This window comes from Nitratireductor aquimarinus (assembly GCF_017255295.1).
Taxonomy (GTDB): Bacteria; Pseudomonadota; Alphaproteobacteria; order Rhizobiales; family Rhizobiaceae; genus Nitratireductor; species Nitratireductor aquimarinus.
Window position 1 is genome coordinate 781,837 of sequence record NZ_JAFKDE010000002.1, and the last position, 19,801, is coordinate 801,637.

A 19,801-nucleotide genomic window follows, 5' to 3' on the forward strand; every position below is an offset into this window, starting at 1 on the left:
AGAATCGGTCACTGGCGCTGTTTTTTGGATGCATAAGCAAACACCGTTCCGGGAGCCACGCTGAACTGTCCTGCTGCGCTTGTCCGAGAGACCGCATCAACAGGTCTTCTCTCCGTTTGTGTCCGGAAAGACAAAGTGATTTCAGTGCCTTAATCCGTAACCTCTTCGATTTCGATACCGTAACCATACCCTTCCAGCACTGCTCAAGCGGTATCCGTTCCGTCTATTTTTTTTCCTGTGTCTAGACCCCGAGTACGCGTCGGTTCGTTCCAAGTACTTCGCATCGTCAACAAAGTCCCAGCCAGGAGCACTGGTTGCGGGCGCGATACACATAGGCTGGTTCCCGAATGGTCATGCAAGAACTCGAATGTGGTCATCCCTCGTGCGGTAACGCTGACGGCAACGATATTTTTGCGCTGAACATCAGTGGTTTGAGCGTCGCGCCCAAAGGCAGCGCATCGCCGTCGCCTGGTCTGCCCTGCGCAGTCATCAAGACGGAAATCAAGAATGACTGAGGCGGGGCGTCGAATGCCCACCATCAGTGCCCGAACAAAAATGAGAAGCAAGGCGGTGTCGCGAGAGCCGGTTGGTCAGCCGCGCCAGCACCCGCCGGGGAGAAACCCCGATTTGCTCGGAGGCGTGAAAACGGCGCGATCCGTTGAATTCGTCAGCAGACAACAAATGGAAATTTCATGATGGAACGTTCACGACCCCGCTTTCTGCTCGCGAGCAGTATCATATCAATTTCTGCCGCCCTTCAGGCAGAGCCGCTTCTGGCTGCAGACATGCAGGGCATCGAGCCGATCCCGGAGCCGCCCATTTTGGCCCGCTCGCCGCTTGGCGGGAGTGGGCGCATTGTCGGTGGTGAGCCCATGGCGGGGACTGTCGGAGGACCGCCCGTCGGTGCCCCCGGTGATGGCGGCGTGGTTTACAAGGGCGATGACGGGTTGCCGCCTCTTATGGAAATGAACGATGCCTGTGGCGGGCTTCCATGTCCGGCTACCGTCCGTGGCAAGATGCTCGACAATAGCGGGTCGGGCACGCTCCGGATCGGCGAGAACACCGAACTGGCCCAGCCCGGCGATCAGCCCTCCATCCCCTTTGTCATCTCCGTGGATGGCCAGGTTGTTGATGAGAGCGGCCAGATCGTGGACGAAGGCATGTTCGGCGTATCGCCGGGCGCACGCCCGGTCGACAAACAGCGCAAGACCGATCTGGATCTGAGCTCCGTCGATATCCAGATCAAGTTCGACGGGCTCGATGTCGAGCCGCTGCTCAACGTCTCGACAGTGCCGGTCCAGCGCATATTCCGCGCCGGTGAACCGGTGCGTTTTTACGCGACCTCCAACTATCCCGCCTTCATCACCCGGTCCGAAGTGCGCATCTATGAGAACAATGTCGCCTGGCAGAACAAGCCGGTCGCCGTGGTTCCCATCAATGTGAACGGGGAGGCTGGCTGGGTGATGCCGGCCCAGAGCGGGCGTGAGTTCCGCTATGTGCTACGCGTCTACGACGCCAAGGGCCGCTTCGATGAAACGGTTCCGATGACCTTCGCAAGCACGCGCGGCGAGTTCATGTCCGACTCCGGCAATGGCGTCGCGCCGGGCAATTCAGAAGATCGAACCGCATTCCGCAACATTCCCGTCTATGGCGGGGCCGTCACGGTCCACGGATCGCGCGTTCCCGAAGGATACGGGATTGTGGTTTTCGATGAGCTGGTCCCGCTCGATCCCAAGGGCACTTTCGTGACCCAGCGTATTCTCCCGCCGGGGCAGCACATGGTCGACGTGGCCGTCGACGGCGGCTCCAAGGCGGGGGGGCTCTATTTCAGCCGCGACGTCAACATTCCCACAAATGACTGGTTCTACGTCGCTCTGGCCGATTTCACCGTCGGCAAACGCAGCGGCGATCCACGCATTGAAGAGGTGCGCACGGGCGAATACGACAAGGTGTGGAACTCCGGCAGACTGGCCTTCTACCTGCGCGGAAAGATCAAGGGCAAGTTCCTGCTCACCGCGGCGGCAGACACCGGCGAAAACGAGATCAAGAACCTTTTCAAGGATCTCGACGCCCGCGACCCGAGAGAGCTTCTCCGGCGCATCGACCCGGACAAGTACTATCCGGTCTATGGCGATGACTCCACCTCGGTGGAAGACGCGCCGACCAACGGAAAATTCTATGTCCGTCTTGAGCGCGGCGAGAGCCACGTCATGTGGGGCAATTACAAGACCAAGATATCCGGAACGCGCTTTCTCCAGGTCGACCGAGGTCTTTACGGCGCGGAAATGGTGCTGCGTTCGCCGGGCAACAATGCAAGGGGCGAGCCCAAATTCAAGGCCACCGCCTTCGCCGCAAAGCCCGAGACACTGCCGCAGCGCGACGAATTTCTCGGCACCGGCGGCTCCGCCTATTTCCTGAAGCGGCAGCGGATCGTCGATGGTTCCGAAACGCTGCACATCGAGTATCGCGACAAGACCACGGGGCGCGTCGTCGAGCGTCGTGCGCTGGTCTATGGCGAGGACTACACGATCGATTATCTGCAGGGCGTGGTGATCCTTGATGCGCCGCTCAACTCCGGCACGGTCGACGGCGGCGCGGTCCGCGATGGGGCGCTTGGCGGCCATTCGGCCTATATGGTGGCCCAGTATGAATATCGCTCCAGGGCGAGCGAGATGGAAAACTATGTCTATGGCGGCCGCGCCGAGACATGGCTCAAGAACCATGTGCGCCTCGGTGCGACCGGCCTGCGGGACGAGACGGGCCTGTCGGACCAGACCGCTTATGGCGGCGACATTCGCGTGCAGCGTTCCGAGAATACCTATATCGATGCGGAAATCGCCTATTCGAAAGGGCCGGGCTTCGGTCTTACCCGCTCTACCGATGGCGGTCTCACTCTTGCGGATCGCGAAACCGCCGGTCAGGCGGGACAGGCAGCCAAGGCATGGAGCATTCGCGGACAGGCGGACTTAAAGGATTTCCGTGTGTTTGGCACGCCCGGCAAGATCGGCGGCTACTATGAGAAGAAGGAGGCCGGCTTCACCAGCGTCACCGATCAGGTGGATGTGGAAGAGCGGATCTGGGGCGCGCATGCCGAAATTCCGCTGACCGCGAACATGGAGTTAAAACTCTCCTACGACGATTACAGGAACGTCGAGGGGCGCGAGAGCAAGGAAGCCGAGTTCGAAGTCAGCTACACATTCGACGCATACTGGAAGGCTGCGTTTGGTGTCGCATACTCAGAACTTCATTCGCCGGCAGCGGTCGCCGCAGGCAAATCCGGATATAGCGGTCGGCGGCTGGATGCCGGTATGCGCGTCGATTATCGCCAGAACGACGATTATCTCTATTACGGCTTTGCCCAGGCGACCTTCGATCGCGGCGGCAATATGAGCAAGAATGACCGCTATGGTGTTGGCGCGGAAGTTCGTCTGACCGAGAAAGTGGGTGCAGAGGGCGAGGTGTCCTGGGGTGAGTCCGGTATCGGCGGTCTCGCTGCCGTTACCTACGATCCGACGCCCGAGGATCACTATTACCTCGGTTATCGCCTCGATCCGGATCGCGCCTCGAATGGCAACTACGGCTACGATCTGCAGGGCAGGGACTATGGCGCAGTGGTTGCCGGCGTGAAGAAGCGCATGACCGATGTTGTCTCGGCCTATTCCGAAGCGGATTACGATCTGTTCGGCCGGCGTAATGCTCTGGCTCAGCGCTATGGCGTGATCTATACGCCCGATGCAGCCTGGACCGTCGATGCCGGTGTTGAAGCAGGCAATATCGAAGATGATCGCATCAATCCGAACACCGGAAAACAGTATTCCGATTTCGAGCGCTATGCCGGTTCCGTCAGCGTCGGCTTCAAGGATGAAGAACTGGGCGTCAATGCCCGTGCGCGTGGTGAAGCGCGCTTCGAGCGTTCAGACGATGAAAGCCGCAACCGCAACACCTATCTGGTCAGCGCGGGTGCTTCCATGGACCATGATGGTTATGGACGGGTCCTTGGCAATGTGGATGCCGTCATCTCGCAGACGCCGGGTGGAGCCTATTACAATGGCGATTATGTCGAAGGCTCGCTGGGCTACGCCTACCGACCGGTCGATCATGACGCGCTCAATGCTCTGGTGCGTTACACCTATCTCTACAATCTGCCGGGCAATGAGCAGATCAGCACCGCGTCACGCTCGACGAATGGCCCGCTTCAGAGAAGCCATATCGTCTCTGCCGACGTCACCTATGATCTTCTTCCATGGCTTTCGGTGGGTGGTAAATACGGTATGCGTATGGGCGAAATTCGCCAGAGGCGCACCGATGGCAGCAATGCGATGGGAAGCTGGGAACAGTCTTCCGCCCATCTTGGCATCGTCAGGGCCGACCTGCACGTGGTCAAGAACTGGGACGCCATGGTGGAGGGCAGGGCCTTCTATCTGCCGGAGATCGAGTCGATGGATTACGGCGCACTCGCAGCCCTCTACCGCCATGTCGGCAACAATTTCAAGGTCGGAGCGGGCTACAATTTCGGGCGCTTCTCGGACGATCTGCGCGATCTCACGCTTGATGATCGCGGCGCCTTCCTGAACATGGTTGGCAAGTTCTGAGGCCCGAGGCGGGCGCCGCTTGAGGGGGCGGCGCCCACCACCTGTTTTCGCAAGCGTATGGCGCGGGTCGTCATTTCGACAAACTTGCCCGTGAAACAGACCCGTCTTGCATTTCCGCCAGAACGCCATGGCCGGCGCTCTGGCGGTCTGCTAGAGCAATTCCAGGAAAAGTGGGATCCGGTTTTCCGTCCGGAATTGCGCAGAAACAATGAATTAGAGCGCTTCCGTGATTCAACGAAAAGCGGAAGCGCTCTATTCCAGCCGCAACGTGGTGTGCGGTCAGAAATGCGTGTCGGGGGTGTCCGGTTTGAGCAAGCTTGTTCGGGGTGTTGTCCTGGCGGTGGCGGTGGTGCTGCCGTCCGTTGCGTTGGCCGGGTGGAAGCCCGTCGAACAGGTGGAACCCTACAAGATCACCGGTTCCACCGCGCTGGATCTCTACCGTTCCATCGGCGAGCGCGGTCCCAAGCTGGGCGTGCGACGCGTGATTGCCTATACGGATTTCAGGCTGACCTGGCAGCGCGATTATCAGCAGCGCAAGGACGGAGCCTGCGTGCTGGCTTCCGCAAAGCCGAAGCTCATCATCACCTATCGCCTGCCGCAAGCGCCTTCTTCCCTCTCACCGCAGACGCAGGCCGCCTGGGATCGCTTCAGTGCGGGCGTGCGCACGCATGAAGAAATGCATGGCGAGATCATCACCGACATGGTGAAGGAGATCCAGGCCGTGTCCGTCGGTCTGCGCGCGGAGAATGATCCCGGCTGCCGCAAGGTGCGGGCGAAATTGCAGGAGCATCTGGGCCGCCTGTCGCAGGCGCAGCGTCAGCGCAGCCGCGATTTCGATCGCGTCGAAATGGGCGATGGCGGCAATGTCCACCGTCTGGTGATGGAGTTCATCAATGGTGACCGGCAGCGCAGCAACTGATCTGCCGCGCCGTTTGCCTACATTCTGAAAACGCCGAATTTCGTGTCGCCAATCGGGGCGTTCAGCGCCGATCCGAGCGAAAGCGCCAGAACCTCGCGTGTTTTCGCCGGATCCACGATCCCGTCATCCCACAGCCGCGCACTCGAATAGAGCGGATGGCCTTCACGCTCGTATTTTTCGAGGATCGGCTGGCGAAACGCTGCCTCTTCCTCCGCGCTCCAGCTTCCGCCCTTGCGCTCGATGCCTTCGCGCTTGACGATTGAGAGAACCGTCGCCGCCTGTTCGCCACCCATCACGGAAATGCGGGCATTGGGCCACATCCACAGGAAGCGGGGCGAGTAGGCGCGGCCGCACATGCCGTAATTGCCGGCCCCAAAGGAACCGCCGATGATGGCCGTCACCTTGGGGACCTGCGCGGTGGCGACAGCCGTCACCAGTTTCGCGCCGTCACGGGCGATGCCGCCGGCCTCATATTTGCGGCCGACCATGAAGCCGGTGATGTTCTGGAGGAAGACGAGCGGGATCTTTCGCTGGCAGCACAGCTCGATGAAATGCGCGCCTTTCAGCGCACTTTCGGAGAAAAGCACCCCGTTATTTGCCAGAATGCCTACCGGAATTCCGTAAATATGCGCAAACCCGGTGACGAGCGTGGTTCCGTAATTGGCCTTGAACTCATCGAACTCCGACCCGTCCACCACCCGCGCGATCACCTCGCGCACATCATAGGGCTGGCGGGTGTCGGCGGGAATGATGCCGTAAATCTCGCGCGGGTCGTAAAGCGGCGGAATCGATTTGCGAAGATCGAGCGATACCGTCTTCTTTCGATTCAGGTTTTTGACGATGCGCCGCACGATGGCCAGTGCGTGTTCATCGTCCAGCGCATAGTGATCGGCAACGCCGGATTCGCGCGTGTGCACCTCCGCGCCGCCCAGTTCTTCGGCGGTCACCACTTCGCCGGTGGCCGCCTTCACCAGCGGCGGGCCGCCGAGGAAGATCGTCGCCTGTCCCTTGACCATGATGGTCTCGTCGCTCATCGCGGGAACATAGGCGCCGCCGGCGGTGCAGGAGCCCATCACGCAGGCAATCTGGGGAATGCCCTTCGCCGACATGTTGGCCTGGTTGAAGAAGATGCGGCCGAAATGCTCACGGTCGGGAAACACTTCGTCCTGGTTCGGCAAATTGGCCCCGCCCGAATCCACCAGATAGACGCAGGGCAGATTGTTTTCGAGCGCGATCTCCTGCGCGCGCAGATGCTTCTTCACCGTCAGCGGATAATAGGTACCGCCCTTCACGGTGGCGTCATTGACGACGATGACGCATTCGCGACCCTCAATGCGCCCGACGCCGGCGATCAGGCCAGCTGAAGCGATGTCGCCGCCATACATGTCGTGGGCGGCGAACTGGCCGATTTCGAGAAAGGGCGCGCCGACATCGAGCAATTGGGCGAGCCGTTCGCGCGGCAGAAGCTTGCCGCGCTTCACATGGCGTTCGCGCGCCTCGTCAGACCCGCCACGCTCCACGAGCGCGGCTTTCTCTGCCGTTTCGGCCACCAGCGCCTGCATGCGTTCGAAATTGGCCCTGTATGCGTCGGAGGCGGTGGAAAGCTGCGATTGAAGGACGGTCATGCGATCTCCGGCGGCATTGTCGGGCGCAAGGCCCTTTGGTGGTCAATCTGCGCAAACGAATTGAGCGTCAGGTAAGCGCATCATGTCTGCCCGGCGCAACGGATAGAAGAGCACCGGCCAGAAAATCCTGCAGAAAATCTTGCAGAGAAGCGGGCAGGGCGGTCTGCAAGGCCCGCATCAGGCTTCCGTCATCATTTCGCGGCCGATCAGCCAGCGCCTGATTTCGCTCGTGCCGGCCCCGATCTCGTAGAGCTTGGCGTCGCGCAGGAGGCGACCGGCGGGGAACTCGTTCACATAGCCATTGCCGCCCAGAAGCTGGATCGCATCGAGCGCCGTCTGCGTCGCTTTCTCGGCTGCGTAGAGAATGCAGCCGGCGGCGTCCTTGCGGGTCGTCTCGCCACGGTCGCAGGCGCTGGCCACCGCATAGACATAGGACCGGCAGGCGTTCATCGTCGTGTACATGTCGGCGAGCTTGCCCTGCACAAGCTGGAACGAGCCGACCGGCTGGCCGAACTGCTGGCGCTCGCGCACATAGGGTGCTGCCACGTCGAGGCAGGCCGCCATGATGCCCACCGGGCCGCCGGCCAGCACCACACGCTCATAGTCGAGCCCCGACATCAGAATGTTGACGCCCTTGCCTTCCTCGCCAAGCATGTTCTCGAAGGGCACTTCCACATCCTCGAACACCAGTTCGCCGGTGTTGGAGCCGCGCATGCCAAGCTTGTCGAGCTTTTGCGCGACCGAGAAGCCTTTCATGTCGCGCTCGATGATGAAGGCGGTGATGCCGCGCGGGCCCGCATCGGGATCGGTCTTGGCGTAGACAACCAGCGTGCCCGCATCGGGGCCGTTGGTGATCCACATTTTCGAGCCGTTGAGCACGAAGCGGTCATTGCGCTTTTCTGCCTTGAGCTTCATGGACACGACATCGGAGCCCGCGCCGGTCTCGGACATGGCGAGCGCGCCCACGGTTTCGCCAGAGCAGAGTGCCGGAAGGTATTTTTCCTTCTGCGCATCATTGCCCCAGCGGCGGAGCTGGTTGACGCAGAGATTGGAATGCGCGCCGTAGGAAAGGCCGACCGAGGCCGAGGCGCGCGAGATTTCCTCCATCGCCACCACATGCGCCAGATAGCCGAGGCCCGAGCCGCCATAATCCGGATCAACGGTCATGCCGAGCAGGCCGAGCGCACCCATTTCCTGCCAGAGATGGGCTGGAAACTCATTGCTTTCGTCGGTTTCCGCCGCCAGTGGCGCTATCTTTTCCTGAGCGAAGCGATGCGTCATGTCGCGCAGCGCGTCGATGTCCTCGCCAAGCCCGAAATTCATCGATCCGGTATACATCGGTCTCCTCCGGTCAAGCCTCCGCGCCCACAAGGCGCATGGTCATGGTGTGATAGTTAGCGGCAACTTCGTCTTCGGAAAGCCGCAGCTCCGGGCGAAACCAGACGATCACACCTGTGATCATCTGGATGATCGCCATCGCCGTCAGCGCCACATCGTCGATCTGGAAAACGCCTTCGCGCTGGCCATCGGTCAGGATGGAGCGCAATTCGCCCTCATACTGGCTGCGCAGCGCAAGAATCTGCTCGAGCCGCTCGCTGGAAAGGCTGCGCAGCTCCAGATTGCTCACATGGGTTGCGTTGCGCCGCGCCAGGTGAAAGCGGATGTGGTTTTCAACGAATTTAGCGAGGCGTCCTGCCGGCTTCTCTTTGTCGGAGCCACGTGCAGGACGCGCTTCCCCCCAGGAAGCGATAAGGCGCTCCATATGCTCGAGCATGAGTGCATGGAGCAATGCTTCTTTAGTCGTAAAGTATCGGTAGAGAGCAGCCGGCTGCACGCCGACGCTGGCGGCAAGCTGGCGCATGGACATGGCTTCAAAGCCGAGACGCGCAATCAGGTCCAGCGCCGCCTCGCGGATCGCTGCTTCCGTCTTTTCACCGTCTGAGCCGGTCGTGCGCGCCATGGTGCCTCCCTGTCGTATTAATAAAACGAACGTTCAATTAATTCAAGATGGGTGTGAATTGGTTGGTTACGGACAAAAGGGCGTTTGATCACAGTTCATGCCGCAAGATGGTTTGGCAGTCCCAGCGCGGTGCGTGGTTCGCCCTTCGACAAGCTCAGGAAGCTCACCATGAGGGAGGGCGGTGTTTGTCAAATCCGCTGCAACGACCGGGATCTAGGCTCCTGTCGGATACCACTTCCCTCATGGTGAGCTTGTCGAACCACGCACTGGGTCAATGCCATGGACGTGCGTACCGTGGCATTCGATGGATTTGCGGCAATCTGAGCAAGCAAACGAGGCCTACGCTAGAGAAGCGAAGCCGCCCGGACGCGACAGAAGCAGGTATGCAAATGCGTTGTTACCAGGGTGGGAAACCGGGAAAGCCGTCCCTGTTCTCTGTGCCGTCGCGCCCGGTTCATACGGGCGGATCAGAGCGCGCTCACAACGTCTCTTGTGGTCGCGACCCTGCAGAACTCGAAGCCGAGCGTGGCCACATGCGCGCGGTGAACCTCTTCGGCAGGAACGCTCCCGCCCTTGCCATCCGGCAGATCGAAGCAGTCGCAGGCGTCTTCCACCAGCATCATGTTCCAGCCCATATTCGCGCCGGTGCGTATGGTGGTAGACACGCACATATCCGTGGAAATGCCGCAGGTAACCACCGTCTTCGCGCCGAGACGACGCAGGCGCAGGTCGAGATCGGTGCCGATAAAGGCGGAATTGACGCTCTTGGTGACAAGCTGTTCGCCGGGCAGCGGCTCGAAACCGGGCCGCAGGGCATTGCCGGGCGCGCCGGGGCGCAGCGTGGAAGCCTGCTCGACGGAATCGTGCCGCACATGGATCAGCGGGCGTTTTGCCCTGCGCCAGGCGGCGAGAAGTGCAAGACCGTTCCTGTCGACATCGCTGTTCCAGCGCCGGGGCCAGGACGGATCGTCAAATGCCTGCTGATAATCGACAAGCAGAAGAACGGCGTCGTCTAGATCCATCGGTGAGCCCTTGCGTATCCGGTTGTTGTGCAATTGCCTGTACTGGGTGCCTGCATCAGGCAGGGATAGCAGGTCAATGCTACCGCCGGCTGCCGGACCTGCAAGAGCCATCGCGCTAGTGTTTCGCCAGCTTCTGGACCAACCCGTCCATCAGGAGGAGGGCCGCCCCCAGCGCGAGCCCGCTTCCAAGCACCATGCCTGCCGCAGGCAACCCAAAGCTCTGCAATGCGAAGGCCGCACCTGTGAGCAGTGAGAGCAGCGCGATATTGTTGGCGCTCTCCGACAGGGCCAGCACAAACGCTTTGTCCGCGCCCGCCCGGCGGGCGACCAGCGCCGTGCTTGCAGGGGCTGCAAAACCGAGCGCAATGCCCCAGCAGGCAAGGCAGAAAAGCGTGCCGACAAGCGGCAATGGCAGAAGCAGGAAGGCTGCAAAACTGAGCGCGAGAAACAGAACGGCGGCGACCAGCAGCCGCTCATCGCCGTGCGACAGCCGTCTGACGAGGCCGGTCGATAGATTGCCCACGGCCAGACCGAGGCCGAACGCCGTGATCGCCAGCCCCGTTTGCAGCGTGTCGGTTGCAAATCGGTCCCGCAGCATCTCGCCACTCAGACCGAAGGCGGCAACGGCAGCGCCATTCCAGAGAGCCTTGGCGATGAGAAGCAGGAGCGCGCTTCTTCCAGAACTGCCGAGCCCGCTTAAACGCTGCCGTGTGGCAGGCGCATGTGTCGTCTCATCGCCCCGAAGCACACGGCCTGCGGGCATGAGCAGCAGAAGACAGCCGATGGCGCTGGCAAGGAAGGGCGCGCGCCAGTCAAACAGCCGTGTCAGGACGCCGGCCAGCGCTGGCCCGGCGGCGATGCCTGCCGTCATGCCAAGCATGACAAGGCCCATGGCCTGTGAATGTCGCGCCTCGGGAAACCGGTCGGCAATGAGGGCGAACACGGCGGGAATGAGCGCGGCCGCCGCCACTCCACCCAGAACACGAAGAATGATGGCAATGCCAAGCGTGGGGGCGAAGGCCACCGCAAGCCCATCGGCGGCGAGAAGCGTCAGCGCCGTAAGCAGAAGACGCCGCCGGTCAAGCCGGTGGGCGACAAGACCGATAAGCGGCGCGCCGACGGCATAGGCAAGCGCATAGCCGGAAATCAGCCAGGAGGCGGCAGCCGGGGTTGCGCCAAAGGCAGCGCCGATGGGCGTCAGAAGGGGCGCGATCATGAACTCTGTCACGCCGACGAAAAAAACAGCCAGCGCAAGCACCGGCAAAAGAAGCCGTGAAGGCATGGAAAACTCCATGTTCAGGATGAACGGGATGGCGCTTTGAGCGCCGGGAAAGACGTTTTTTGGGGAGAGAGCGCACCGGAGTGCTGGCGCAGAAGGTTTGCGCAGCGTTTCAGGGAAGAAAGGAGAGGTGCTGAAGCGTCTTGTGGCAATGTTGCCGGGAGGGGGATGCCAAGGGCTGCCGGGGGCTGCCAAGGGGGCTGCCAGGGGCTGTTTGCCCGAACGCTGGCTTCATTTTGCATGATGCAGGCTGCGGTGCAAGCGGCTGGCATCGTTTCTATCGCATGCTGGGACTGGAATTCGTCATGCGTTTCAAGTCGAATGCCGGCGATTCATTATCAGGGGAGCGGCATGCATATTTTTATCTCTGTCGATATCGAGGGCGTGGCCGGGGTCTGCGAGAGCCTTCAGGGCCAGCGCGGCAACCCGGAATACGAGGTGGCGCGCAGGCTCATGACCGAAGAGGCGAATGCCGCGATCCGTGGCGCTTTTGCGGGCGGAGCGGACGCGGTGACGGTGGCGGATTCGCACGGGCCGATGCGCAACATGATCGCTGAACAGCTCGACCCGCGCGCGCGTCTTGTTTCCGGTCGCGCGCGCCCGCTGTCGATGATCGAAGGCATTCATGCCGATCACGATGGTGTGGTGCTGATCGGTTACCACGCGGCCGCCGACAATTTCGGCGTGCTTGCCCACACGGTCAGCGGTCTGGCGTTCCGCCGCATCGAGGTGAATGGCGTGCGCGCCGGAGAGCCGACGCTCTTTGCCGGCCATGCAGCGGAGATCGGCGTGCCGCTTCTTGCGGTGAGCGGCGATGACCGGCTGGAAGCCGAAATCGCCGAGCAGTTTCCGGCAGCCCGCTCCATTACCGTCAAACGCTGCATCAACGCCTTTGCCTCGGAAAGCATGTCGCCGGACGAAGCGCGCGAAAGGATCGAACAGGATGTCTGCGAGGCGGTTGAGGCGGCTGCGAGCACCGAGGTGAAAGCGCCATGCACGCCGCCGCTTACGGTGGATATCGGCTTTTCCAAGCAGATTTTCGCGGATGCCGCCGCACTCCTGCCTTTCACGGAGCGCACCGGCGCGCTGGATGTGCGCTTTGTCGCAAAGAGCCATGCCGAGGCGATCGGCATCATCTCCAGCTTCTCTCTCATGGCATCGGCTCTGGTATGACGGAACGGCTTTTCGACAGGGCGGGCGCGTGGTGGGATCTTCCGGCGGGACCGGCCAACAGCATTGCGGATGTGCCGGGCGTCACCGTCGGGCATCTGACCCACCGCGCTCAGACCGCGCGCACGGGCGTCACCGCGATCCTGCCGCATGATGGCGATCTCTTTCGCAATCCGGTTCCGGCCGGCGTGGCGGTGCTCAATGGATTTGGCAAGAGCGCCGGCCTGATGCAGCTTGCAGAGCTCGGCCGCATCGAAACGCCGATCCTTCTGACCAACACATTTGGCGTGGCGGCCTGCACCACGGCGCTGATCCGCCGGGCGATTGCACAAAACCCTGAAATCGGGCGCGGACGCCCAACCGTCAATCCGCTGGTGCTGGAATGCAATGACGGGCGCGTCAGCGACATTCAGGCGCTGGCGGTGACCGAAGCCATGGCGGAAGAGGCGATTTCCGCCGCCGGCGCCGAGGTTGCGCAGGGCACGGTGGGCGCAGGAACCGGCATGCGCACCTTTGGCTTTGCCGGCGCCATCGGCAGCGCATCGCGCCGTGTCGCGCTGCCATCCGGCCGTACCCATACGCTGGCGGCGCTTGTTCTCTCCAATTTCGGCAGGCCGGGCGATCTGCGGCTTCTGGGGGAACGCATCGAGACGCCGGAGGCCGGGCGCGCCGACCCGCAGGACAAGGGCTCCGTCATCATCGTCTATGCCACGGATGCGCCTCTCGATTCGCGCCAGCTCACCCGCGTGGCGCGGCGGGCGGGTGCAGCGCTTGGACGTCTCGGCAGCTATTGGGGTGACCAGAGCGGCGATGTGGCCATCGCCTTCTCCACCGCCAACCGCCTCGATATCGACAGCGAGGCGGATGCCATCGAGCGGCTTGCCGAAGCGCGCATCGATCCATTCCTTCATGCAGCCGTCGAGGCGGCGGAGGAGGCGGTTCTGAACGGGCTCTGGCACGCAAGCCCCGTGAGCGGTTATGACGGGCTCCGGCTTCCTGTGTTGCGCGATCAACTTTTGTCGTGAAGCCGGACTTTCCCTTGTCGTGAGCGGTTCCGGGCGATAAGCCGGATGGACGGGAGCCTGCTCCCGGCTTCCGGCCAGCCCTCGCGCCTCTCCCCCCTGCGCGATAGCCAGCAATTGCCAGCCACGGTTATGGAGTCTGCCCGATGCAAGCGCGCCTCTCGCGATGCGTTCTGATCCTTTGTCTTTCATCTGCGCCAGCGCTGGCGCAGGAAACCACCAGCACCATCGCCCCCAATGTGGGAAGCCGGGTGCTGGAAGGATATGTCACGCCCACGCTGGCGCGCTTTCGCGAGGCGAGCGGGGCGCTCTCGAACGCACTTGGTGATGTTTGCGGCGCGTCGTCGGACAGCGGGCTTGTCGCCGTGCATCAGCGTTTTTCCGAGGCGGTCTCTGCCTGGGGGCATGTTTCTGTTCTGCGGTTTGGGCCTCTGGTGGCGGAAAACCGTTTCGAGCGTGTCTTCTTCTGGCCCGATCCGCGCGGTGTGACGCTGCGCCAGGTGCAGGGGCTGCTCGCTTCCGACGAACCACTGCCGCAGGATCTGGCCGCGCAGAGCGTCGCGCTGCAGGGCCTGCCGGCGCTCGACTATGTGCTCTTCGGCACGGGCGGCGACAAGCTGGCAGACGATGCGAGGCGCTGCGCCTATGCGCAGGCGGTGGCGGACAATGTGGCCGATATCGCAGGGGCGCTGGAGAGCGGCTGGGCTGAGGGCACGGCCTTTCGGGCCTCGTTCACCGCGCCTGCGGCGGATCGCGACCCCTATCGCTCAAGCGCCGAAGTGGCGGGCGAAGTGGTGAAGGCAGCCGGCACGGCAATCGAATTTGCGCGCAATGCGGAGCTTCTGCCCGCGCTCGGCAAGAGCGTGGAGAAGGCGCGGGGCAAGCGCGCACCCTTCTGGCGCAGCGGCGAGACCTTCGCCTTCACCGCTGCCCAGATCGAGGGCGTGCAGCAACTGATCACGGCGGCGGGCTTTGTCGACGGCCCCTCGGATCTGGTGAATGGCTATGGCGAGAGCATGAATTTCGATCTCGCGCATGCGCGCGACGCGCTCGAGGCGGTGGCGGGTGCGCCGGAAGCGGCATTCGGCGAGGAAGAGGATCGCGGGCGCATCAGCTATGCGACCATCGCCATGGAGGGCGCGAAGCACACGCTCAATGGCGAACTCGCAGGGGCTCTGGGGCTGGTGATGGGGTTCAATGCGCTCGATGGAGATTGATCGCCGGACATTTCTCGCGCTCGCCGGCGCTGCCGCGGCCTTCAGGCCGGCGCTTGCCCATGCTGCGGACGAAGCGCTGTTCCTTGGCGCGCGCCTCAATGGCGGTGCGTTCGAGGCGGCGGTGATCGACGCTTCCGGCCGTGACCGGCTGGTGCTGCCGCTGGAGGCGCGCGGGCATTCCTTCGCCATCGATGCGCCGCGCCGCCGCGCCGTTGCGTTTGCGCGGTCGCCGGGGCGTTTCGCGGTGGCCTTCTCTGTCGATGGAACGGGCGAGCCCATCGCATTCGCCCCGCCGCCGGACCGCCATTTCTACGGTCACGGCGTCTTCACTCCGGATGGCCGGCTGCTTCTCGCCACGGAAAACGATTATGACGGCGAGCGGGGCGTCACCGGGCTTTACGATGCGAGCGCCGGATTTCGCCGCATCGGCGAGTTCGAGACTGGCGGCATCGGTCCGCATGAGGTGATTCTGCTGGCAGACGGCAAGACGCTGTGCGTTGCGAATGGCGGCATTCTCACCCATCCCGACTACGAGCGGGTGAAGCTGAACCTTGCCACGATGAAGCCGAGCCTTTCATATGTAGATATGGAGACGGGCGATCTTCTCGAGCAGGCGGAGCTTGCGCCGGAACTCCACAAACTCTCGATCCGCCATATGACGCTCGACCGGTTCGGCGCGGTCTGGTTCGGCGCACAGTATCAGGGCGAGGACGATGCGCGCCCGCCGCTTGTCGGGCGGCATCGCCGGGGGCACGCGATTGAGCTCTTTCCCGGTCCCGAAGCAACGCTGAAGAAACTCGACAATTATGTCGGTTCGGTCGCCATCGATGCATCCGGCGAGATCGTCGCCACATCGTCGCCGCGCGGCGGGCTTTCGGTGTTCTGGGATGCCGAGACCGGCCGATGCCTGGGCGAACGCCAGCTCAAGGATGGCTGCGGTCTCGCGCCACTCTCGGGGCACCGTCTGCTTGGCACCAGCGGCCGAGGCGCAATCGTGCGGACAGGCCCTGACGTGGCGCTCGAAAGCGTTCGCGAGCCGCAGGCCAGCGCGCCAGCCTGGGACAATCACCTGCGCCGGATCTGAGCACCGGATGCAATTCCACCGGACCTCGTTTTCGACTTGCCGTTCTTTGGAGGGATGCTTATCTTCGCCTCGTTCTCAGGGCGGGGTGAAATTCCCCACCGGCGGTAAGCGGCACTGGCCGCAAGCCCGCGAGCGCTTTCCCATGACACTCGGGAAGGGTCAGCAGACCAGGTGAGACTCCTGGGCCGACGGTTAGAGTCCGGATGGAAGAGAACGCGCGATGTTTCGCTTGCCGTTTTCCGGCTGCGCTGCGTCGCACGTGATCGCCTTGGGTGACGTGTCTGTTGCAAAGGAGATCACGATGACACACACCCGCTATGCATTCATCAAGGCCAATTGGCACGCCGACATTGTCGACAGGGCGCTGGAAGGCTTTTGCGAACTGATTCCCGCCGAACAGGTGGATGTGTTTGATGTGCCGGGCGCATTCGAAATGCCGCTCGTGGCGCGCGACCTTGCGTCCTCCGGCCGTTATGCGGCGGTGGCTGCTGCCGCCTTCGTGGTGGATGGCGGCATCTACCGGCATGATTTCGTCGCGCAGGCCGTCGTGGACGGCTTGATGCGCGCCGGCATGGACACCGGTGTGCCGGTTCTGTCCGTGTCGCTGACACCGCACCACTATCAGCCGACCGAGCATCACACCGCGATCTATCGCGAGCATTTCATTGAAAAGGGTCGTGAAGCCGCGCAGGCCGCCCTCATGATCGGCAAGACCCGGGCCGCACTTGCAGCCTGAGCGTGAATGAAAAGAGGGGCGATCTGATCGCCCCTCTCAATTTCAAAAGACTTTTTAAATCAGTCGATTATGCTTCCCGGCTGATTCAGTTTCAGAGCATCAGCGCTGATTGTGCGCCGCTGCCAGGGCCTCGGCAAAGGCCTGTTCAAAGACATCCATTTCGTTCTCCGGTCCGACACTGACGCGAATGCAGCGATCAAGGCCCGGCGTTGCCGGCTTGCGCACGAACACATCGCGGTCGAGCAGGCCCTGCATGACCGCCTCGGCAATGGCCTTGCCGCCGCAGTCGACGGCCACGAAATTGGTGGCGGAGGGAACGCTCGCCAGCCCGTTGGCTGCCGCAATCGCTGCAATCCGGTCGCGGCTCGCGCTGATCTTCTCCAGCGTTTCCTGAAAATAGGCCTTGTCCTGAAGTGCGGCCAGACTGGCGGCCTGCGTGATGCCCGGCATGCCGAAATGATTGCGGATCTTGTCGAAGGCGCGGATGGTCTGCGCTTCGCCAATGGCGTAACCGCAGCGCATGCCGGCCAGCGCATAGGCCTTTGAGAAGGTCCGCATGCGCAGCACATTGGGCCGGTCGGGCTCAAAGCGGGGCAGGGCGCTCGCCGGTGCGGTCTCGCCATAGGCTTCGTCCAGAATGAGCATGCTGGTTTCGGGCAGCGATTCGATGAAGCGCTGAACCTCGTCGGCCTCCCACCAAGTGCCCATCGGATTGTCGGGATTGGCGAAATAGACCAGCGGGGCCTTTTCGGCAAAGGCCGCGTCCCGCAGACCTTCCAGATTCTCGTGATCTCCCGAATAGGAAACCGGCACCAGGCGGCCGCCAAAGCCGACCACGTGATAGTTGAATGTCGGATAGCCGCCGAGCGAGGTGACGACAGGCGTTCCCGGCTCAATATAGAGACGGGCAATCAGGCCAAGAAGCCCGTCAATGCCTTCTCCGACGACGATGTTCTCCGGCTTTACGCCGTGTTCCTGCGCCAGCGCCGCCCGCAGATCGCTGCTTTCGGGGTCGCCATACTTCCACACGTGATGCGCTGCGTTCTCCATGGCTTCGATCGCCTTCGGGGACGGACCAAAACCATTCTCATTGGCGCCGAGACGTGCACGAAAAGGCCGTCCGGCCGCGCGCTCCTGGGTTTCAGGGCCGACAAACGGAACGGTGGAGGGGAGGGAATCTGCAAGCGGCGTAAGCGGTGGGCGTATTGTCATGGGGCGGTATGTGTCTGCTCTCTTGGTCTTGTCGAATGCAGAGACCCTACAGCATGCCCGTCACAAGAGAAAACGCTTTCGCAGCCCTTCAATTGTACCAGAAATGAAAAAGGCCCGGCAAATGCCGGGCCTTTCCCAAAACACCGTAACTTCTGATTAGAAGTTGCGCTGGAAGCGGATGAAGCCGCTCCAGTGGTCGTCCATGATCGGAGTACCAGCCGGCGCATCAATGTTGGTGTAGTTGACTGCGAGCTTCGCGTCGAAGTTCTCGACGATCTCGTAATCCACGGTCAGACCAGCGTTGATGACATCAACGTCGCCGCCTGCGAGGTTCGAGATGAAGTCATGACCAACGGCGTCGTAGTACTGAGCACCGATAGAAGCCTTCAGCTTCGGCGTGAACTTGTAGCCGATGAGGCCGCCAACGGACCACTCCGAACCGAAGCGAGCAACGTTCGGCGTGCCGAAGCCGCCGAGATCGAACGGATCGGTCGAGTAGAAGTTGATGCCGCTTTCGTAGATCGCCATTGCCTGTGCGAACAGACGCTCGGTCAGGTCAGCCTTGACGATTGCCTTAAGAGCGAACTCTTCTGCAGTTGCGTCGTAAGCAGCGTAGAAGTCTGCAGTGCCCCAACCCTGAGCAACGCCAACCTTACCGACGAAGTTCGGCGTGTAGTCGTAGTTGCTGTCAGCCTCTTCGAGAGCGAGCGTGGCGGTGAAGCCGTTGCCTGCTGCGAAGGTGTAGTTGATGAAGTGAACGCGATCACCACCGCCATTGTCGAACTCACCCGAGATGGATGCGTCGTACAGCGTGTCGGAGAGACCCATGGAGAGGCCGCCGAGCGAGATGATTGCCTGCTGCAGACCAACGGTCGAGCCAACACCCGTGGAGTAGGCGTTGCCGTCGTTGACGTCCCAAGCAGCCGGGAACGTAGCGGTCGCACCGGTCGTGGACGTTGCGCGCAGCTTGATGAAGCCGCCGAGCGTGCCGTATTCGGTCTCGGAGCGGGCGTCGATGTTGAGCTCGCCGCGAGCGTACTTGCGCCAGCCGTCGTCGTTCTCGTTCCAGTTGATCTGGTAACGGACCATGCCGCCGATCTTCAGGCAGGTTTCGGTGCCCGGGATGTAGAAGAAGCCTGCGCCGTACACGTCGCAAACGCGAACGTATTCCATCGGCTCCGGCTCGGGAACGATGATCGGGTCGGCTGCTTTTGCGCCGGTGGCAGCAGCTGCGAGAGCTGCGGAGCCGATGAGAAGGCTCTTGAGTTTCATGTTCTGACCTCCAGTCAAAGTTCTAAATGCGGGTCTGGGTATTTTTGCTGAAGGACAGCGTTCCCTGCCCCATCCCCAAGAATTGAAAAGTTCACGCTCTCGCGTCCCCTTTCCGAGCCTGACATTACTCATGGGGCCGCCGGGTTCAACCGCGATTACGCGGCAAGGCCCCCTGGCGACCTTCTATCCGGAATGGCTGTTGCACAAATGACACGATCTGAGCCGCCGGGTAAGCCTTTCTTAACACTTGGAGCCCGGATGAGCCCATAAGCGGAGGGTGTAGTAGGCCAATTCTACTGTGTTTCGGAGACGAATCGTGGGGAATCGCGAATGAAATGCCGGACGGAAGCCAAGCTTGATTCTCTGACGACTCTTCGCGGAACTGGCGTCGTCAGCGCTGTCCGCTGACGACGATGTGGAATTTCTCTATAATAAAGCATGGAAATTCGAATGCCGTATTGATTGTCGGTCCGGTTTTCTTTATCCAGCGTCTCGCCGGAGAGGTGGCCGAGTGGTCGAAGGCGCTCCCCTGCTAAGGGAGTAGACCCCAAAAGGGTCTCGTGGGTTCGAATCCCATCCTCTCCGCCATTTTCCCTTAGCTTTGACAATCCACCCAGCAGTTCAGACAAGCCGCACTTCGCGGTGATGGCCACCGACGCAGGTCGAATTCCGCCTGGATTCCCTTGTTCTC

General features: G+C 61.9%; 15 protein-coding genes, 1 tRNA gene and 1 riboswitch. Of the genes, 9 read left to right on the forward strand and 7 right to left on the reverse strand.

What is annotated here, in order from left to right; genetic code table 11:
• Positions 1 to 353: 353 nt before the first annotated feature.
• From JYP46_RS04065 to JYP46_RS04075, 3 genes are all read left to right on the forward strand, one after another.
• Complete coding sequence (locus tag JYP46_RS04065) at positions 354 to 515, forward strand: hypothetical protein (RefSeq protein WP_206545944.1); 162 nt, start codon at positions 354 to 356, stop codon at positions 513 to 515.
• 180 nt (positions 516 to 695) lie between these two features.
• Positions 696 to 4,592 (forward strand): TonB-dependent receptor, encoded by a 3,897-nt coding sequence (locus tag JYP46_RS04070; RefSeq protein ID WP_244974829.1) that lies wholly within the window; start codon positions 696 to 698, stop codon positions 4,590 to 4,592.
• 307 nt (positions 4,593 to 4,899) lie between these two features.
• A complete protein-coding gene (locus tag JYP46_RS04075; RefSeq protein WP_206546035.1) occupies positions 4,900 to 5,511 on the forward strand; it encodes a DUF922 domain-containing Zn-dependent protease in 612 nt (203 codons plus the stop codon).
• Positions 5,512 to 5,528: 17 nt separating this feature from the next.
• On the opposite strand, the gene JYP46_RS04080 is transcribed toward JYP46_RS04075, so the two are convergent.
• The 5 genes from JYP46_RS04080 to JYP46_RS04100 form a co-directional block, all read right to left on the reverse strand.
• On the reverse strand, positions 5,529 to 7,136 hold the full coding sequence (locus tag JYP46_RS04080; RefSeq protein WP_113154646.1) for a carboxyl transferase domain-containing protein: 1,608 nt from the start codon (positions 7,134 to 7,136) through the stop codon (positions 5,529 to 5,531).
• 177 nt (positions 7,137 to 7,313) lie between these two features.
• Positions 7,314 to 8,474 (reverse strand): isovaleryl-CoA dehydrogenase, encoded by a 1,161-nt coding sequence (locus tag JYP46_RS04085; RefSeq protein WP_113154647.1) that lies wholly within the window; start codon positions 8,472 to 8,474, stop codon positions 7,314 to 7,316.
• Between the two features lie 13 nt (positions 8,475 to 8,487).
• Positions 8,488 to 9,096 carry a TetR/AcrR family transcriptional regulator gene (locus tag JYP46_RS04090; RefSeq protein ID WP_206547342.1) on the reverse strand — a complete coding sequence of 203 codons (609 nt, stop codon included), beginning with the start codon at positions 9,094 to 9,096 and terminating at the stop codon, positions 8,488 to 8,490.
• A 467-nt stretch (positions 9,097 to 9,563) separates the two neighbouring features.
• Positions 9,564 to 10,118, reverse strand: coding sequence for a cysteine hydrolase family protein (locus tag JYP46_RS04095; RefSeq protein ID WP_113154649.1), 555 nt, complete (start codon positions 10,116 to 10,118; stop codon positions 9,564 to 9,566).
• Positions 10,119 to 10,233: 115 nt separating this feature from the next.
• Entirely contained in the window at positions 10,234 to 11,400 is a 1,167-nt protein-coding gene (locus JYP46_RS04100; protein WP_206547343.1) for an MFS transporter, read from the reverse strand.
• Between the two features lie 348 nt (positions 11,401 to 11,748).
• Here JYP46_RS04100 and JYP46_RS04105 point away from each other — a divergent pair, with 348 nt between their 5' ends.
• The 5 genes from JYP46_RS04105 (at position 11,749) to JYP46_RS04125 (ending at position 16,626) form a co-directional block, all read left to right on the forward strand.
• Positions 11,749 to 12,570: a M55 family metallopeptidase gene (locus tag JYP46_RS04105; RefSeq protein ID WP_222473862.1), complete on the forward strand. Its 822-nt coding sequence runs from the start codon at positions 11,749 to 11,751 to the stop codon at positions 12,568 to 12,570.
• Positions 12,567 to 13,592, forward strand: coding sequence for a P1 family peptidase (locus JYP46_RS04110; protein ID WP_206545950.1), 1,026 nt, complete (start codon positions 12,567 to 12,569; stop codon positions 13,590 to 13,592). The genes JYP46_RS04105 and JYP46_RS04110 overlap by 4 nt, the downstream gene beginning before the upstream one ends.
• 143 nt (positions 13,593 to 13,735) lie before the next feature.
• Positions 13,736 to 14,806, forward strand: coding sequence for an imelysin family protein (locus tag JYP46_RS04115; protein WP_206547345.1), 1,071 nt, complete (start codon positions 13,736 to 13,738; stop codon positions 14,804 to 14,806).
• Positions 14,787 to 15,890, forward strand: coding sequence for a DUF1513 domain-containing protein (locus JYP46_RS04120; RefSeq protein ID WP_206547346.1), 1,104 nt, complete (start codon positions 14,787 to 14,789; stop codon positions 15,888 to 15,890). The genes JYP46_RS04115 and JYP46_RS04120 overlap by 20 nt, the downstream gene beginning before the upstream one ends.
• Before the next feature lie 67 nt (positions 15,891 to 15,957).
• Positions 15,958 to 16,109, forward strand: a riboswitch (FMN riboswitch).
• A gap of 82 nt (positions 16,110 to 16,191) precedes the next feature.
• A complete protein-coding gene (locus tag JYP46_RS04125) occupies positions 16,192 to 16,626 on the forward strand; it encodes a 6,7-dimethyl-8-ribityllumazine synthase (protein ID WP_113156234.1) in 435 nt (144 codons plus the stop codon).
• A gap of 99 nt (positions 16,627 to 16,725) precedes the next feature.
• Here the strand turns inward: JYP46_RS04125 and JYP46_RS04130 are convergent, their stop codons facing one another.
• Together JYP46_RS04130 and JYP46_RS04135 are read right to left on the reverse strand one after the other, a co-directional pair.
• The gene (locus tag JYP46_RS04130; protein ID WP_206547347.1) at positions 16,726 to 17,838 is read right to left on the reverse strand and encodes a pyridoxal phosphate-dependent aminotransferase; all 1,113 of its coding nucleotides are present in this window, start codon (positions 17,836 to 17,838) and stop codon (positions 16,726 to 16,728) included.
• Between the two features lie 156 nt (positions 17,839 to 17,994).
• A complete protein-coding gene (locus tag JYP46_RS04135) occupies positions 17,995 to 19,110 on the reverse strand; it encodes a porin (protein ID WP_206547348.1) in 1,116 nt (371 codons plus the stop codon).
• Positions 19,111 to 19,607: 497 nt separating this feature from the next.
• Here JYP46_RS04135 and JYP46_RS04140 point away from each other — a divergent pair.
• Positions 19,608 to 19,698: transfer RNA gene (locus tag JYP46_RS04140), tRNA-Ser, on the forward strand.
• Positions 19,699 to 19,801 lie beyond the last annotated feature (103 nt).